This is a genomic window from Sinorhizobium sp., from assembly GCF_059070375.1.
This window is the reverse complement of the sequence record NZ_JCACWC010000003.1, coordinates 548,361-564,259: the sequence shown is the minus strand read 5'-3', so window position 1 is coordinate 564,259 and position 15,899 is coordinate 548,361. Positions and strand designations below refer to the sequence as shown.

The 15,899-nt window shown below is 63.0% G+C and carries 16 protein-coding genes; 3 read left to right on the top strand and 13 right to left on the bottom strand.

Annotated elements, in window-relative coordinates; all coding sequences use genetic code 11:
- Positions 1-5: 5 nt before the first annotated feature.
- The gene (locus AC5J09_RS14715) at positions 6-617 is read right to left on the bottom strand and encodes a CDP-alcohol phosphatidyltransferase family protein (protein WP_494297894.1); all 612 of its coding nucleotides are present in this window, start codon (positions 615-617) and stop codon (positions 6-8) included.
- A 110-nt stretch (positions 618-727) separates the two neighbouring features.
- On the opposite strand from AC5J09_RS14715, the gene apaG reads away from it, so the two are divergent.
- Positions 728-1,120: a Co2+/Mg2+ efflux facilitator ApaG/CorD gene (gene apaG, locus AC5J09_RS14710; protein ID WP_018094110.1), complete on the top strand. Its 393-nt coding sequence runs from the start codon at positions 728-730 to the stop codon at positions 1,118-1,120.
- Between the two features lie 27 nt (positions 1,121-1,147).
- Here the strand turns inward: apaG and AC5J09_RS14705 are convergent, their stop codons facing one another.
- The 4 genes from AC5J09_RS14705 to AC5J09_RS14690 all read right to left on the bottom strand — a co-directional run bounded on the left by AC5J09_RS14705 (position 1,148) and on the right by AC5J09_RS14690 (position 4,693).
- A complete protein-coding gene (locus AC5J09_RS14705) occupies positions 1,148-2,140 on the bottom strand; it encodes an Hsp33 family molecular chaperone (RefSeq protein ID WP_494297893.1) in 993 nt (330 codons plus the stop codon).
- The gene (locus AC5J09_RS14700; protein ID WP_494297892.1) at positions 2,137-2,352 is read right to left on the bottom strand and encodes a hypothetical protein; all 216 of its coding nucleotides are present in this window, start codon (positions 2,350-2,352) and stop codon (positions 2,137-2,139) included. Before AC5J09_RS14700 ends, AC5J09_RS14705 begins: the two co-directional genes overlap by 4 nt.
- 155 nt (positions 2,353-2,507) lie before the next feature.
- Positions 2,508-3,419, bottom strand: coding sequence for an ornithine carbamoyltransferase (argF, locus tag AC5J09_RS14695; protein WP_018094107.1), 912 nt, complete (start codon positions 3,417-3,419; stop codon positions 2,508-2,510).
- Between the two features lie 74 nt (positions 3,420-3,493).
- Positions 3,494-4,693 carry an aspartate aminotransferase family protein gene (locus AC5J09_RS14690; protein ID WP_324762844.1) on the bottom strand — a complete coding sequence of 400 codons (1,200 nt, stop codon included), beginning with the start codon at positions 4,691-4,693 and terminating at the stop codon, positions 3,494-3,496.
- Positions 4,694-5,105: 412 nt separating this feature from the next.
- On the opposite strand from AC5J09_RS14690, the gene AC5J09_RS14685 reads away from it, so the two are divergent.
- Complete coding sequence (locus tag AC5J09_RS14685) at positions 5,106-5,627, top strand: GcrA family cell cycle regulator (RefSeq protein ID WP_018094105.1); 522 nt, start codon at positions 5,106-5,108, stop codon at positions 5,625-5,627.
- Between the two features lie 107 nt (positions 5,628-5,734).
- Here the strand turns inward: AC5J09_RS14685 and phoB are convergent, their stop codons facing one another.
- The 7 genes from phoB to phoR all read right to left on the bottom strand — a co-directional run bounded on the left by phoB (position 5,735) and on the right by phoR (position 13,545).
- Positions 5,735-6,418 carry a phosphate regulon transcriptional regulator PhoB gene (phoB, locus tag AC5J09_RS14680; RefSeq protein ID WP_003530178.1) on the bottom strand — a complete coding sequence of 228 codons (684 nt, stop codon included), beginning with the start codon at positions 6,416-6,418 and terminating at the stop codon, positions 5,735-5,737.
- Between the two features lie 110 nt (positions 6,419-6,528).
- On the bottom strand, positions 6,529-7,242 hold the full coding sequence (gene phoU / locus AC5J09_RS14675) for a phosphate signaling complex protein PhoU (protein WP_003530180.1): 714 nt from the start codon (positions 7,240-7,242) through the stop codon (positions 6,529-6,531).
- An 88-nt stretch (positions 7,243-7,330) separates the two neighbouring features.
- A complete protein-coding gene (gene pstB, locus AC5J09_RS14670; protein ID WP_100669683.1) occupies positions 7,331-8,146 on the bottom strand; it encodes a phosphate ABC transporter ATP-binding protein PstB in 816 nt (271 codons plus the stop codon).
- 13 nt (positions 8,147-8,159) lie between these two features.
- Positions 8,160-9,482, bottom strand: a complete 1,323-nt coding sequence (pstA, locus tag AC5J09_RS14665) for a phosphate ABC transporter permease PstA (RefSeq protein WP_494297891.1) — start codon at positions 9,480-9,482, stop codon at positions 8,160-8,162.
- A complete protein-coding gene (gene pstC, locus AC5J09_RS14660) occupies positions 9,479-10,963 on the bottom strand; it encodes a phosphate ABC transporter permease subunit PstC (protein WP_411923401.1) in 1,485 nt (494 codons plus the stop codon). The genes pstA and pstC overlap by 4 nt, the downstream gene beginning before the upstream one ends.
- A 90-nt stretch (positions 10,964-11,053) precedes the next feature.
- Positions 11,054-12,088 carry a substrate-binding domain-containing protein gene (locus AC5J09_RS14655; protein ID WP_100669686.1) on the bottom strand — a complete coding sequence of 345 codons (1,035 nt, stop codon included), beginning with the start codon at positions 12,086-12,088 and terminating at the stop codon, positions 11,054-11,056.
- Positions 12,089-12,282: 194 nt separating this feature from the next.
- Positions 12,283-13,545, bottom strand: a complete 1,263-nt coding sequence (gene phoR / locus AC5J09_RS14650) for a phosphate regulon sensor histidine kinase PhoR (protein ID WP_494297890.1) — start codon at positions 13,543-13,545, stop codon at positions 12,283-12,285.
- 213 nt (positions 13,546-13,758) lie between these two features.
- On the opposite strand from phoR, the gene ppk2 reads away from it, so the two are divergent.
- Complete coding sequence (gene ppk2 / locus AC5J09_RS14645; protein ID WP_494297889.1) at positions 13,759-14,661, top strand: polyphosphate kinase 2; 903 nt, start codon at positions 13,759-13,761, stop codon at positions 14,659-14,661.
- A 17-nt stretch (positions 14,662-14,678) separates the two neighbouring features.
- Here ppk2 and AC5J09_RS14640 read toward each other — a convergent pair whose 3' ends face one another.
- Entirely contained in the window at positions 14,679-15,830 is a 1,152-nt protein-coding gene (locus AC5J09_RS14640) for a biotin transporter BioY (protein ID WP_100669689.1), read from the bottom strand.
- Positions 15,831-15,899: the final 69 nt, after the last annotated feature.

Genomic DNA, 15,899 nt, shown 5'->3' with positions numbered 1-15,899 from the left:
TGTCGTCAGTCTTGCCGAAATGTCAGTCTTGCGAGAACGATCCGCGACAGCGCCGTATAGAGGCAGACGAGCGCGAAGACCGTTGCGAACAAGGGGAACCACCCGGGCAACAGGCACGACAGCAGAAAAAAGACGATCGTCTCCGTCGCCTCTGCGAGCCCCGTCGTGAAGTAGAGCGACTTCGCACCGCGCACCTCGGTCGTCAGGCCGCGCTTCTCGGCCATCACGGCATAGGCGAGGAAGCTCGCGCCGTTGACATAGAAGGCGAAGAGCAGAAATCCGCCGGCAAGACCGTTCGCGGCCGGATCTGCGATGATGAAACCGAGTGGGACGGCCCCGTAAAAGGTGAAATCGAGAACGATGTCGAGAAAGCCGCCGAAATCCGTTTTCCGGCTCGCGCGGGCGACGGCTCCGTCGAGGCCGTCGCAGAGCCGGCTCACAAGGATCAGAGCGGCGGCGGGCAGGTAAGCGCCGAGACCGATGAGCAGGGCTGCCGCAAGGCCAAGGCAAAGGCCGAGGATGGTGACGGCATCGGCACTGACCCCGCGGCCGGCCAGTGTGGCGCCGAACCTGTCCAGAACCGGATCGAGCCGCCTGCGAAGCGCGCCGTCAAGCATGGCCGTTGCCTCCTGGGAAATTTGATACCACTCGCACAATCTCGCCGTTATTCTTGACGAAACCATATTGCTGTAGAATACGCGTACGGATTTGAAACAGGGTGTTGCACATGTACCGCGCGCTGACACGCGACATCGAAGTGACGGTCGAGCCGTACTACCTGGAAGAACAGTCGGACCCCGACGACAGCCGCTATGTCTGGGGCTATCGCATCATCATAGCGAACCATTCCGGGCGCGCGGTCCGGCTGATGACCCGCTACTGGCACATTACCGACGAGAACGGTCAGGTGGACGAGGTGAGCGGCCCCGGCGTGATCGGCGAGCAGCCGCTGCTCAACCCCGGCGATACCTACGAGTACTCCTCCGGCTGCCCGCTGGATACGCCCTCGGGCGTGATGTTCGGCCATTACAGCATGGAGGCGGAAGGCGGGGAGACTTTCGATGTCGCCATTCCCGCCTTCTCGCTCGATTCACCGGGCCTCGTCCGCACGCTTAATTGATCCAGCGCGCAATTCAGCGCGGCTGCCCTATTGCGGGCGGACTTCGCTCGCCTCGAAGCGGTAGGTCGTCGAGCAGAACTCGCAGGTCACCTTGATCAGGCCGTCCTCGACGCTGGCTTCGATATCCTCGTTGCCGAGCCCCACCAGAACGTCCTTGATCTTCTCGCGCGAGCAGCTGCAGCGATCGTAGACCGCCTGCGGCTCAAAGACGCGCACGCCGCGCTCATGGAACAGACGGTACAGCAATCGCTCGGTACCGACCGTCGGATCGGTGAGTTCATCGGTGTCGATCGTCTCGACCATCACCTTGGCTTCCGCCCAGAGGTCGTCCTCGTCGAAGAAATCCTCGTGGCCTTCGTCACCGTCGCCGCCCGGCAGATCCGCCTGGCGCATCCTGTCCGGCGCGTCGGGCAGGAACTGCGCGACCATGCCGCCGGCGCGCCAGCGGTGCCGCGGCTTGCCGTTCTCGTCCTTGTCGAGAAGCTCGGCAACGGCGAGGCGCACCCTGGTCGGTATCTGCTCCGACTGGCGGAAATAGGCGCCGGCGATGTCCTCGAGCGTTGCCCCGTCAAGGGCCACGATACCCTGATAGCGCTGCGTATGCGCACCCTGGTCGATCGTGAAGGCGAGGACGCCGTTGCCCAGCAATTCATGAGGCTGGACGCGCCCGCTCTTTTCGGCGTCGGCGAGCGCCTCCTCATCATAGCGCGCATAGGCGCGGACGCGGTCCGGCGTCGAGAAATCCGCAACCACGAGATCGACCGGTCCATCGCCCTGTGTCTGAACGATCAGCTTGCCTTCGAATTTCAGAGACGTGCCGAGCAGGACCGTCAGCACCACTGTTTCGGCGACAAGCCGCGCGACAGGAAGCGGGTAACCGTGGCGCTCGAGAATGGCATCGAGCATCGGACCAAGCTGGACGGCGCGGCCGCGCACGTCGAGTCCCTCGACCTGAAAGGGCACGACGTGATCGTCACCGGCAAAATCGAACTCGCCAAGTCCCGGCGCTGTTTCTGTCATCGCTTGCTCCTTGCCTCGACCATGGTCACGCGGATCGATTCAATCCGGGATGTGGCCATGACCCATTCCAAAAACTGCATGCGGGATGCGGATGGAAACCGCTCGTTCCTCTTGATTTCCGACACGGCTTGCATCGAGTGCACCGGCGCGCACCGGTACAACCGCCCGCCATTCCATTTGATCCCGTCATGGACGAATTTCTCCGTCGGCATTTGCTCTGCCTTAAAGCACCCCGCAGGGCGCCAAGCGCAGGATAGCCGGCGTGGGGCGACTGGCCGATTTGACGATCGGAAGGCCCCGCTCACCGCTCTAAATCGTGTTGCACCGTCCAGATTTCAAGAGAACGCCTCGCGCCCGCCTTCAGCCGTCACACCGCGCCCATGCACCAGGCGAGGATCGATTTCTGCGCGTGCAGCCGGTTCTCGGCTTCGTCGAAGACCACCGACTGCGGGCCGTCGATGACCTCATCGGTCACTTCCTCGCCGCGGTGCGCCGGCAAGCAATGCATGAACAGCGCGTCCGGCGCTGCATGCTTCATCAGTGCGCCGTTGACCTGGTAGGGCTGGAAGACGTTGTGACCGCGGGCGCGATGTTCCTGGTTCATCGAGATCCAGGTGTCGGTGACGACGCAGTGTGCGCCGGCAACCGCCTGCTCCGCCTCGTGGCTGAGCAGGATCTCGGCCCCGTTGTTGCGCGCCCAGTTCAGGAACTTGTCATGCGGTTCGGAGCCGAGCGGCACGGCCATGTTCATGCGGTAGCCGAAGCGCGCCGAGCCCTCGATCAGGGAGTGAAGCACGTTGTTGCCGTCGCCGGTCCAGGCGATCGTCTTGCCCTTGACCGGTCCCCGGTGCTCCTCGAAAGTCATGATATCGGCCATGATCTGGCACGGGTGCGTATCGTCGGTGAGCCCGTTGATGACCGGCACGGTCGCATGCTCCGCCATTTCCAGAAGCCGGCGGTGATCGGTCGTGCGGATCATGATCGCGTCGACATAGCGCGACAGGACCTTCGCCGTATCGCCGATCGTCTCCGCCCGGCCGAGCTGCATTTCCGTACCCGACAGAAACAGCGTCTCGCCGCCGAGCTGGCGCATGCCGACATCGAAGGAAACACGCGTGCGGGTGGACGGCTTCTCGAAGATCATCGCGAGCATCTTGCCGGCAAGCGGCTTCTCGGCAGTCCCTGCCTTGGTCGCCGACTTGCGGACGCGGGCATCGTCGATGATGGTCCTGAGGTCGGTGGCCGTCATGGCCGAGAGATCGAGGAAGTGTCTGGTCATACTGCCTTGTTTCCTGTCGTAGAATCCGTTTGTCGGCCCCGCCCGGGCCGGATCGATCCGAAACGTCGGGGCATTCAAGCCGCGGCGTTGCCGCTCTTGCCACTCACCGCCTCCGCGGCGCGTTCGAGCCGTGCCAGTCCTTCGCGCGCCTCGGCCGCGGTGGTGATCAGCGGCGGCAAGAGGCGCAGCACGTTTTCGCCGGCCGGGACGACGAGCAGCTTCTCGGCGCGGATCGCCTTCAAAAGGTCCGCGGAGGGCACCTTGGCCTTGATGCCGAGCATCAGCCCGTCGCCGCGGATTTCCTCGATCACGTCCGGAAAACGATCCTTCAGCGAAGCGAGCCCCTGACGGAAGACGAGAGCAACCTCGCGCACCTGGTCGAGGAAGCCTTCGGCGAGAACGACGTCGAGCACGGCATTTCCGACCGCCATTGCGAGCGGGTTGCCGCCATAGGTCGACCCGTGCGTGCCCGCCACCATGCCGGCGGCCGCCGCTTCCGTCGCAAGGCACGCGCCGAGAGGGAAGCCGCCGCCGATGCCCTTGGCTACGGCCATGATATCCGGTTTGATGCCAGCCCATTCATGGGCGAAGAGCTTGCCGGTCCGGCCGACACCGGACTGGACCTCGTCGAGGATCAGAAGCAGGCCGAACTCGTCGCAAAGTTCGCGCAGCCCCTGCATGAATTCCTTCGATGCCGACCGAATGCCGCCCTCGCCCTGGATCGGCTCGACGAGGATCGCCGCGGTTTCTTCATTGATCGCGTTCTTGACCGCTGCGATATCGCCGAAGGGGACCTGATAGAAGCCCGGCGCCTTCGGCCCGAAGCCCTCGATGTATTTCTGCTGTCCGCCGGCGGCGATCGTTGCGAGCGTGCGGCCGTGGAAAGCACCTTCGAAGGTGATGACGTGGAACTTCTCGACATGCCCCTTGGCGAAGTGATAGCGCCGCGCCGTCTTGATCGCACATTCGAGCGCTTCCGCACCGGAATTGGTGAAGAACACCCGATCGGCGAAGGTCACCTGGGTCAGCCTCCGGGCAAGGCTTTCCTGCCCCGAAATCTCGTAGAGATTGGACAGATGCCAGACCTTGTCGGCCTGCGCCTTCAGCGCCTCGACGAGATGAGGATGGGCATGGCCGAGCGAGTTCACGGCGACACCGGCAGCGAAATCGAGATAGCGCGTGCCGTCTTCGGCGATCAGCCAAACGCCTTCACCTCGCTCGAAACGCAACGGCGCGCGCAGATAGGTGTCGTAAAGCGGCGTGGTTGCGGCCATGTCGAGCTCTCCTTCATTCCGGCGGCGGCACGGACCATTCGGCCCGATAAAAATCAAAAATGCCGCCTTGCGGCGGCGACAGGCACTATTCCCATTTCGCACCGCAATGTCAACAAAACCAAGGTTTGCAGGCGTTTTGCGGATGCCGATTCCGAAGCGCGAAAAAATCGCACTCTGGGACTTGCAAAAATGCAACGCTCCGACAGCAAGTTGGGGAAAACCGCGAAATCGATTCGGCGCGATTCCGGCGACTCTTGCCACGGAGTCACCCTGCCGGTAGGTTAACATTCAATTACTAGACGCATGCGGCGGACCTAGTCACCAAAAGTATTATCGCGTTGAATCTTCGGGTTTTTCCCGGAGAGCGGTGACGGATTCCGCCATCCCAACGCCGAGAACGGGGAGTGCAGAGATGAACTGGACTGACGAGCGGGTCGAGAAACTGAAGAAGCTGTGGTCGGAGGGCCTGAGCGCCAGCCAGATCGCGGCGCAGTTGGGCGGCGTCAGCCGCAACGCGGTCATCGGAAAGGTTCATCGACTGAGCCTGCCCGGGCGCGCCAAGGCCGGCGGAAGCACGACCGCTGCAGCCCGGCCCAAACGGGCGACGTCTGCCCCGCGCGCACCGAACTATGCTGCGCGTTCCGTAACCCGCACCGTGACCCGCACGGCCGGTGCGACCGCGCTCAAGGAAGAGCTCGCAGTCGACCTGGAAATGGACCAGGAGCTGCAGATCGACAGGAACATCGTCCTGCCGATGTCGCGGCGGCTGGAGCTCACGGAGCTTACCGAACGCACCTGCAAGTGGCCGATCGGCGACCCGCTCAAGGAAGAGTTCCACTTCTGCGGCAACGACTCCCCGGAAGCCTCTCCCTATTGCACCTTCCATGCCCGGCTGGCCTACCAGCCCTCTGCCGAGCGCCGGCGCATGCGCTGAGGCGCCTTGCTCATCCCGCTCTGGATGCATGACGAAAATCGGGGCCGGAAAGGCCCCTTTTTCTTTTGCCGTGCCGCAAGCCGGCACGGCGGCAGCGACCTTCGGCCTCAGCTCTCCAGCGAATAGCCAGCGCCGCGCACCGTCCGGATGACGTCCGGCATGTTGGAAAAGTTCAGTGCCTTGCGCAGCCGCCCGACATGAACGTCCACGGTCCGTTCGTCGACATAGATGTCGTGTCCCCAGACACCGTCCAGAAGCTGTGAACGGGAGAAGACGCGCCCCGGCGAGGACATTAGAAATTCCAGCAACCGGAACTCCGTCGGGCCGAGGCGCACTTCGCGACTGCGGCGGTGGACGCGGTGCGTCTCCCGGTCGAGCTCGATATCGCCGCAGCGCAGGAGCGTCGACAGAACCTCGGGCTTGGCGCGCCTGAGCATCGCCTTGACCCTCGCCATCAGTTCCGGCGTCGAGAAGGGCTTGACGACGTAATCGTCGGCGCCGGTGGCAAGGCCCCGCACGCGCTCGCTTTCCTCGCCGCGCGCGGTCAGCATGATGATCGGCAGGCGCTCCGTTTCCGGCCGCTGGCGCAGCCTGCGGCAGAGCTCGATACCGGAAACCCCGGGCAACATCCAATCGAGGATGAGAAGGTCGGGCAGGCGCTCCTGCAGGCGGATCTCCGCCTCGTCGCCGCGAAGGATCGTATCGACCTCGAAGCCTTCCGCCTCGAGATTGTAGCGCAGGAGAACGCTCAGGGCTTCCTCGTCTTCGACTACGGCAATCTTCGGCAACATTCAGTAGGACTCCTTCCTACGCACGACAGCCGTCATGCCGCCGCGCACGGTGGTAGGCCGCGCCGAGGCGGCCGGAACAATTCTGCATAGGCACCGGATGCCGGGCGATCTCAGTCCGTCACGGAACCCAATGTCGACGTCATGTCGTCCTTCGGCCGTTCGCCCTGCGGCTGGGCGCCTGTCGCCATATAGTAGATCGTTTCGGCGATATTGGTCGCGTGATCGCCGATACGCTCGATGTTCTTGGCGCAGAAAAGAAGATGCGTGCACGGCGTGATGTTGCGCGGATCTTCCATCATATAGGTCAGCAGTTCCCGGAACAGAGACGTGTAGATCGCATCGATCTCTTCATCGCGTTCGCGTATGCTGTTCGCCTTTTCCGGCGAACGGGACGCGTAGACGTCCAGGACTTCCTTCAACTGAACGAGCGCGAGCTCGGCCAGGTGTTCGAGGCCGCGCGCAAGCTTGCGCGGTATGCCTGAACCGGCAACGGCAATCACCCGCTTTGCGGTGTTCTTGCCGAGGTCGCCCACGCGCTCCAGGTCCGCGGCGATGCGGATCGAACCCATGATCTCCCGAAGATCCGAGGCCATGGGCTGGCGTTTGGCAATGGTGACGATCGCCTTTTCGCCGATCTGCCGTTCCGCGTCGTCCAGAATGGTGTCGTCGGAGATCACCTTCTGGGCCAGGGCGAGATCGGAATTGACGAGCGCACGGACGGAGTCCGCGACCATCTGCTCGGCGAGACCGCCCATCTCGGAGATGCGGCGCGTGAGATACTTCAACTCTTCGTCGAAGGCGGACATGATGTGTGCGTGAGACATATTCGTTTCCTCGGGGGACGCGCTGTTCTGAATGGGCCTCGTTCGGTTTTACCGGGAGGGACGGAAAAACTCCGCCCCTCTCCGGCCATCAGCCGAAGCGGCCCATGATGTAGTCCTGGGTGCGCTGATCGTCCGGGTTGGTAAACATTTTGTCGGTATCGTTCTCCTCGACGAGATTGCCGAGATGGAACATGGCCGTGCGCTGCGACACGCGCGCCGCCTGCTGCATCGAGTGGGTGACGATCACGATCGTGAAATTCGCCCGCAATTCGTGGATGAGTTCCTCGACTTTCGCGGTGGCGATGGGATCGAGCGCCGAGCAGGGCTCGTCCATCAGAATGACTTCCGGGCTGACGGCAACGGCGCGGGCGATGCAGAGGCGCTGCTGCTGGCCGCCGGAAAGCCCGGTGCCCGGCTCCTGAAGCCGATCCTTCACCTCGTTCCAGAGCCCGGCCTTCTGAAGGCTCGTTTCCACGACCTCGTCGAGCTCGGTCTTGGTGCGTGCCAGGCCATGGATGCGCGGGCCGTAGGAGACATTGTCGTAGATCGACTTCGGGAACGGATTGGGTTTCTGGAACACCATGCCCACGCGGGCACGCAATTCCACCACGTCGATCGACGGATCGTAGATATCGTCCTCGTCGAGCGTGATCTTGCCCGTTACGCGGCAGTTCTCGATCGTGTCGTTCATGCGGTTCAAAGTGCGCAGAAACGTCGATTTTCCGCAACCGGACGGACCGATCAGCGCCGTGACCGTGTTCTCGCGGATATTGAGGTTGACGTCGAAGAGCGCACGCTTTTCGCCGTAATAGACCGACACATCGTTGCCGATCATCTTGTAAGGCACCGTATTCATTTTCTGCTCAAGAGCCTTTTCGACTGCAGCTTCCGACATGATATTCATAGTCCTTACCCCACTACCAGCGACGCTCAAAGCGACGCCGCAAGAGAATTGCGCCGAGATTCATGAAGATGAGAAAGATCAGGAGAATGATGATCGCTCCGGACGTACGCTCGACGAAGGCACGTTCTGCCTCGTTCGCCCACATGTAGATCTGCACCGGCAGCGCCGTGGATGGCTCCAGCGGCGACCCCGGAAAGTCGACCACGAAGGCGACCATGCCGATCAGAAGCAGCGGCGCCGTTTCGCCCAGCGCATGGGCGAGGCCGATGATCGTGCCGGTCAGGATGCCGGGCATGGCAAGCGGCAGCACGTGATGGAAGATGGTCTGCATCTTCGATGCGCCGAGGCCGAGTGCTGCGGAGCGGATCGACGGCGGCACTGCCTTCAGGGCCGCCCGGGTCGCGATGATGATCGTCGGTAGCGTCATCAGCGTCAGCACGAAGGCGCCGACGAGTGCCGCCGAGCGCGGCATGCCCGCGAAGTTGATGAAGACGGCAAGCCCGAGGAGGCCGTAGACGATGGAAGGTACGGCCGCCAGGTTGTTGATGTTCACCTCGATCAGGTCCGTCAGCCGGTTTTTTGGCGCGAACTCCTCGAGATAGATGGAGGCGGCGACGCCGATCGGCAGCGACAGCACGAGCACGATAAGCATCATGTAGAGCGAGCCGAGAAGGGCGACGCCGACACCCGCCGCTTCAGGCCGGCTCGATGCGCCGAAGGTGAAGATGCCGGTGTTGAAGCTCTTCTTGAGCACGCCGGCCTCGGCAAGCTGGTTCATCCATGCGACCTGCTCATCCTTCACCTTGCGTTTGGCTTCGTCGACCGACAGGTCGATCTGGCCCTTGAAGGCGGAGTCGATGTTCGCCTCGGCAAGCAGCGTGACTGGCACCGTCCTGCCGATCACCGACGGATCGGCGACGACGATGTCACGCAGTTGCGTCCGGGCGCTGGCGGAGACCATATCGGTCGCCTGCTTCACCAGCGGCCGCTTCGACGGATCGAGGCCGAGCTGCTTGACCAGAGCCTCCCGCACGAGCAGCGGATAGTTGGCGGTATAGAGCCGCTTCGGATCGGTCGCCCGTTCGTTCTTCGGATCGATCACCTTCTCGGAAAACTCGATCGGCAACGTGATCGTCGTCTGCTGGAAGGCGGTATAGCCCTTCGAAACGACGCTCCAGAGGAGAACCGCGAGGAAGAACAGACCGATGGCGATGGCGCTGATTCCGAAGGCACGGAAGCGGCGCTCCGCGGCATAGCGGCGCTTGATGGCGATATCGCGTCGGCTTGCGGCAGGTCGGGTGGAGACCCTTACCGTCGGGGAGGCAAATTCGGTCATTCGTACTGTTCCCGATATTTGCGCACGATGTAGAGCGCGTAGATGTTGAGGCCGAGCGTGATGACGAAGAGCGTGATGCCGAGCGCAAAGGCGACCAGCGTCTGCGGCGAGGTGAACTCGAGGTCGCCCGTCAGCTGATTCACGATCTTGACCGTCACCGTGGTCATCGGCTCGAGGGGGTTCAATTGCATGCGCGCCGCGACGCCGGCAGCGAGCACGACGATCATCGTCTCGCCCACCGCGCGCGAGGCCGTCAAAAGCAACGCCCCGACGATGCCGGGAAGTGCTGCAGGCAGGATCACCTTCTTCACCGTTTCCGAGCGCGTCGCACCGAGGCCGAGAGAACCGTCACGCAGCGCCCGCGGCACCTGGGTGATGATATCGTCGGACAACGACGAAACGAACGGGATGAGCATGATGCCCATGACGATGCCGGCGGTGATGACGCTCTGGGCCTGAATGAAGTTCTGGTAGTTGCCGGTGACGAGACCGTTCAGTTGCGCGGAGATGTCGCGCAGGAAAGGCCCGACGGTGACCAGCGCGAAGAAGCCGTAGACGATCGTCGGGATGCCGGCGAGCACCTCCAGAAGAGGCTTGGCTGTGGAACGCAGCCGCGGGCTCGCATACTCGGCCATGTAGATGGCGGCGAAAAGCCCGATCGGCACCGCGAAAAGCATCGCCACGAAGGCGATATACAGGGTGCCGGCAAGGAGCGGCAGCAGGCCGAACTGGCCGGAGGCGCCGCCGCTTCCGGCCGCAGCGAAGCGCGGATCCCAGACCGTGCCGAAGAAGAACTCGAAGGGCGATACCATGGTGAAGAAGCGGCCCGCCTCCGAGAGCATCGAGGCGACGATGCCGACCGTCGTCAGAATGGCTATGGAAGAGGCGAAGATGAGCGAGCCGAGCATGACGCGCTCCACCCGATTGCGGGCACGGAAACGGACGTCGATATTGCGGATCGCGTAGAGCCCGCCGGCAACGGAAACGAGCAGCACGACGGCGCTCATCAGCCAGCGGCTATATTGCCGCATCGCATTGAACTGCTGGGCGGACTGGATCATGTAAGGCTCGCCCTCGCCGGCAAGCGCCACGCCCTTGGCGGCCAGGGCTTCCCGCATGTTGGTCGAACCGTTCTCGATTGCAGCGATCTCGCCCGCATTCAGGCGTTCGAAGCCCGCGGCCACGGACTTGACCTGACCGAGCGCGAGCTGAACGGTGGCTGCCCCCTGGTTCTGGACCGGTTCCGGAAGAGAAGAGCGAACGGAGTAATCGACATAGATCGGAGCTGCGACGAGCCATACCGCAAGCAGAAGAAGAGCCGGCAGCATCGCCCAGATAGCGACGTAGCTGCCGTGATATCCGGGCAGCGAATGCAGGCTGGCGAGCTTGCCTCCGGACCGGGCGAACGAGCGCGCACGGCCGGCAAGAAACGCAATGAAACCGATCAAAGCGATGATCAGGAGAAGGAGCGAAGTACTCATCGGCACGTCTCCGCGACAGGCTTGTCGTAAGCCCCGACAAATTCGGAAGAATGCGGCTCCGGCGCTGCGAAGCGCCGGAGCCTGTCATGATCAGAGCAGGTTGCCTGCCTCGAAGGACGTGCGGATTTCCTCGCGCTCGGCGTCCGGAGCGGCAACGAGGCCGTATTCGGCAAGCGGGCTGTCGGGGCCGATCATCTGATCGTCGACGAAGAATTCGACATATTCCTTGAGGCCCGGGATCACGCCGATGTGAGCCTTCTTGACATAGAAGAACAGCGGGCGGGAAACCGGATACTCGCCGGAAGCGATCGTCTCGGTCGAGGGAACGACGCCGTTGACGGTCGCGACCTTCAGCTTGTCGGCGTTGTTTTCGTAGAACGAGAGACCGAAGACGCCGATGCCGTTCTTGTTGGAGTCGATACGGGCCAACGTCTCGGTGTAGTCGCCGTCGATATCGACGGCCATGCCGTCCTTGCGCACCGCGATGCACTTGCTGTGCTGCTGCTTCTCGTCGCTGACGGCGGCCTTGATGACGTCCTGAGCGCCGGTGTCCTTGCAGCCGGCGGCAAGGATCTTCTCTTCAAAGACTTCGCGCGTGCCGTGCTTTTCGCCCGGAATATAGGCGGCGATTTCGGCGTCCGGCAGCGATGCGTCGACTTCCGACCACTTCTTGTAGGGATTGGCGACGAGCTTGCCGTCGACGACGACTTCGGCAGCGAGCGCCTTGTAGATGTGCTCCGGCTTCAGGGCGAGGTCGGCATTGCCGGCGTCGGTGGCGAAGACGATACCGTCATAGCCGATCTTCACTTCCTGGATTTCGGTCACGCCGGCAGCCTTGCAGGCCTCGACTTCGCTGTCCTTGATCTTGCGGGAAGAGTTGGCGATATCGATCGTGTCTTCACCCACGCCCTTGCAGAATTCCTTGAGGCCGGCAGAAGAGCCGCCGGACTCGACCACCGGGGTCTTGAAGTCGGGGAAGGTCTCGCCGAAATTCTCGGCAACGATCTTGGCATAGGGAAGAACGGTCGAGGAGCCGGCGACCTGGATCTGGTCGCGAGCCGCAGCAACGCCCGCGAAGGCGGCGGATGCAACCAGCGCCGCTACAGTGAGTTTAAGAGATTTCATGAATGTTCTCCCGGAATGGGCTTGTGTTGGTGCGCCAGGGTTCAGCGCTCTCTTCGCCGTTTCATCGGCCGCCCCTAGTTAGCCGCCGATGGCTACAGCTTTTATGTCAATTCGGTGAAACATTTATGACAGGCTAACATGCTGAAAATACTTCATAATTTTCGCGTAGGGATATTTCAGCGCGGCGTGGTGTGTCAGAAGCGAACCTTGAAGACCGTGCCCTTCCCCACCTCCGAATGGATGAGCAGGCGGGCGCGGTGACGCGTGAGGATATGCTTGACGATGGCGAGGCCCAGGCCGGTGCCTTTCTTCGACCGGCTCGCCTCGACATTGACCCGGTAGAAGCGCTCGGTGATGCGCGGGACATGCTCGGCAGGTATTCCCGGGCCGTGGTCGGTAACCGTCACCTCCGCCTGATGACCGTTCCCGCCGGTCAGCCGGACATCGACCTGCTTGCCTTCCTGCCCGTATTTGCAGGCGTTCTCTATAAGGTTTTCGAAGACCTCCACCAGTTCGTCCCGATCCCCCTGGACGAAAACCGGCGTCTGCGGAACCTCCAGCGCGATCATCACGTCGAGTTCGCCCGCAAGCGGCGCCAGGCTATCGCGCACGTGTCCGAGCAGCGGCCCGAGATCGACGGCATCGTCCGGCGCGATGTGCGACTTCAACTCGAGCCGCGAAAGCGACAGGAGGTCGTCCACGAGCCGGCTCATGCGCGTGACCTGCTCGTGCATGATGCCGAAGAATTTCTCCTGGGCCTTCCGGTCGTCACGGGCGGGGCCTTGCAGCGTCTCGATGAAGCCGCGCAGCGATGCGAGCGGCGTGCGCAGCTCATGGCTGGCATTGGCGACGAAGTCGGAGCGCATCCGGTCGATACGGCGGGCCTGCGAGATATCGCGATACGTCAGCAGGAAGATGCGCCGGCCGGAACCTTCGGAACCTATGTCCGCGGGCGCGACGCGAACCACGTAGACCGCCTCCGAAGGTAGCCGTTCCGCATGCTCGATCTGGTTGACTTTGCCTGTCGCGATCGTCTCGCGCACCATGTCGAGAATGCCGGGCGAACGGACGCGGGCGGAAAGATAGCTGTCCTGGGGGATGGTTCCGAAAGCCTTCTCTGCGGCAACGTTCTGGAAGACGACGGTCTCGTCGGCCGCCACGACGAGCACCGGCATGTCGAGTGCGTCGAGCAGGGGAGCTAGCGGGTCGGCCTTGGTTTCCACGGCAGCGCCGACGCTTGCCGGCGCTGCCTGGACGGGCGGTGCCCCCCGGTTGAGGATGGCCGCGACGAGCACGATCCAGAAAGGCAGAACGGCCAGCGGATGGATGCCCGCCAGTGCGGCAAGGAAGGCGAGCACGACGGACAGGCCGAGAAGCCCGCGTTCCGCCTTCAACCTCGGCAGCAGGGTGCGCCAGAACACCTTCGCGCCATCCAACACGATACCCTCGTTCCTCAATTCGCTGCCTCCTGCACCTCGACGACTGCTGCTGATCCAGCCAGCGGCCCGGATGCCGCAGAAGTGAGGGTAACCGCCTCAAAGCCTCCTTCCGAATCCGGCCATAAGGGCGCAGAGATAGCGCTGCTTCATGACATGATTTTCACGACATGCTTGAATCCGCAATGTAATTATGGCCTCCTCCGGAGAAATCGAGCGAGCGGGAGGAAACAGATGGCACGCCACGAAGCACCGGCCGAAGCAAGGCCGGGGAACCGGGCGGTCGAACTGGAGATTGACGGCAGAAGCCGCATCTTCGACATCGACGATCCGGACCTGCCGAAATGGATCGACGAGGAAGCCTTCGGCTCCGACGATTATCCCTACAAGAAAAAGCTCGATCGGGAGGAGTACGAAGAAACGCTGACGAAGCTGCAGATCGAACTGGTCAAGGTCCAGTTCTGGATGCAGGCGACCGGCAAGCGCGTAATGGCGGTCTTCGAGGGCCGCGACGCCGCCGGCAAGGGTGGTGCGATCCACGCGACGACGGCCAATATGAATCCCCGCTCCGCGCGCGTCGTCGCACTGACGAAACCGACGGAGACCGAACGGGGTCAGTGGTATTTCCAGCGCTATGTCGCAACCTTCCCGACCGCCGGCGAGTTCGTCCTATTCGACCGCTCCTGGTACAACCGCGCCGGTGTCGAACCGGTGATGGGCTTTTGCACCGCCGACCAGTACGAGCAATTCCTCGAAGAGACGCCGCGTTTCGAGGAGATGATCGCGAACGAGGGCATCCATCTCTTCAAGTTCTGGATCAATATCGGCCGGGAGATGCAACTGAAGCGCTTCCATGACCGGCGCCACGACCCATTGAAGATCTGGAAGCTTTCGCCGATGGACATCGCGGCGCTGAACAAGTGGGACGACTACACCGGAAAACGCGACCGTATGCTGAAGCAAACGCACACGGAGCACGGGCCATGGACCGTCATCCGCGGGAACGACAAGCGCCGCTCCCGCATCAACGTGATCCGCCACATGCTGACGAAGCTCGACTATGACGGCAAGGACGAGACGGCGATCGGCGATGTCGACGAGAAGATCCTCGGCTCCGGCTCCGGTTTTCTCAGGTGATTCCGACGCGCTGACGATCAGCCGCCCGGCTGCACCCGGATCGCAAAGAGATCGAGGCTGTTGCCGCCGCCGCTGAGATCGCTGTTGATCACTAGTTTTCCAGGGCTGCTGGGTGCCGAGCCGCGCTCGAAATTGATCTTCAACAGCATGTCGACCCGCTCGTCGTGTACGGTGAAGCGGTGCCGGCCGCAGTCGCCGAGCGTCGAGAAATCGCATTCAACCGAGAATTCGGTTGCCTTGCCCGGAGCCGCCTGGACCGTCAGGGCGAGTGTCGACGACTTGCCCGACAGCTGGGCAAGGACATCCGCGGGAATTTCGATCGCCACATCGCCCTCCTTGGAGGCCGCTGCCGAAATCAACCGCAGGCTCTCGCCTGCATCACCGCCGGACGGTTCCGCGCTGGCGCGCGGCCCCGGCGTGACCGCCGCAGTTTCTCCGGGAGCAAAGACCTCTATCCAATCGCCGGAGAAGCCCTCCTGGGCGCCGAGGGTCTGCAGGCCGGCCGCTCCGTCGAAATCCTCCGCATCCACGGTCGCGGGCGGATTGGCGACGCCGGTGTCCGTCGGCGGCCGGAGCAGGTCGTTCGTCTGAACCCACCAGACGGCGACACCGGCCGCCGCTGCAAGCGTGGCAGCGATCATCGCATAGGAGAAGAACCGGCTGCGCCTGCGCTTGCGCGGTCGCTGGTCGGCGACGCCCGGATCGGGAGCAGGCTTGCGCGCGGGTTCTATTCTTCCCTCGTCCGCCGCCGCTCTGAAAGCAGCGGGCGAGCCGTCGCGTTCGGGACGCAAAGCGCCAAGCCCGCCATCCGCCTGTGCAGGCGGGCTTCCCTCCGGCTTTAATGCCGGCTCGCTCCGTGGCGCGGCGGGTACTGGCGCTTCGGGAGCGCGCTCTACCCTCTCGCCCCTCGCCTTCACCTCGCCAAGGCTCACCACCGGAGTCTGAGCGCGCTCCTTAAGGGCAGCGCGCTCTTCCATCTCGATCGCGCGGATGACCGCTTCGAGCCGGTGACGTTGCACGGAGATGACCTCCGGATCTTCGATCTGCTGCTTCTGCAGACCATTTTCCAGCGCCTGACGCGCCGACTGATAGATGCGCGCCCGGATCTCCGCATTGCTTCGATCCGCTCTTTCCAGCGCATTCCTGATCGCTGTCTCAAGTCCGCTCACGTCAAATCCTTCTGCGCGAAGTCTTCCGGTTGCCGCAATACGCTGCCGGATGTGCCTTTCTCGCGACGA

Bases quoted from the DNA above. Each gene is read 5' to 3' on its own strand.
- AC5J09_RS14715 (WP_494297894.1), bottom strand. From the start codon at position 617: ATGCTTGACGGCGCGCTTCGCAGGCGGCTCGATCCGGTTCTGGACAGG.
- apaG (WP_018094110.1), top strand. From the start codon at position 728: ATGTACCGCGCGCTGACACGCGACATCGAAGTGACGGTCGAGCCGTAC.
- AC5J09_RS14705 (WP_494297893.1), bottom strand. From the start codon at position 2,140: ATGACAGAAACAGCGCCGGGACTTGGCGAGTTCGATTTTGCCGGTGAC.
- AC5J09_RS14700 (WP_494297892.1), bottom strand. From the start codon at position 2,352: ATGCCGACGGAGAAATTCGTCCATGACGGGATCAAATGGAATGGCGGG.
- argF (WP_018094107.1), bottom strand. From the start codon at position 3,419: ATGACCAGACACTTCCTCGATCTCTCGGCCATGACGGCCACCGACCTC.
- AC5J09_RS14690 (WP_324762844.1), bottom strand. From the start codon at position 4,693: ATGGCCGCAACCACGCCGCTTTACGACACCTATCTGCGCGCGCCGTTG.
- AC5J09_RS14685 (WP_018094105.1), top strand. From the start codon at position 5,106: ATGAACTGGACTGACGAGCGGGTCGAGAAACTGAAGAAGCTGTGGTCG.
- phoB (WP_003530178.1), bottom strand. From the start codon at position 6,418: ATGTTGCCGAAGATTGCCGTAGTCGAAGACGAGGAAGCCCTGAGCGTT.
- phoU (WP_003530180.1), bottom strand. From the start codon at position 7,242: ATGTCTCACGCACACATCATGTCCGCCTTCGACGAAGAGTTGAAGTAT.
- pstB (WP_100669683.1), bottom strand. From the start codon at position 8,146: ATGAATATCATGTCGGAAGCTGCAGTCGAAAAGGCTCTTGAGCAGAAA.
- pstA (WP_494297891.1), bottom strand. From the start codon at position 9,482: ATGACCGAATTTGCCTCCCCGACGGTAAGGGTCTCCACCCGACCTGCC.
- pstC (WP_411923401.1), bottom strand. From the start codon at position 10,963: ATGAGTACTTCGCTCCTTCTCCTGATCATCGCTTTGATCGGTTTCATT.
- AC5J09_RS14655 (WP_100669686.1), bottom strand. From the start codon at position 12,088: ATGAAATCTCTTAAACTCACTGTAGCGGCGCTGGTTGCATCCGCCGCC.
- ppk2 (WP_494297889.1), top strand. From the start codon at position 13,759: ATGGCACGCCACGAAGCACCGGCCGAAGCAAGGCCGGGGAACCGGGCG.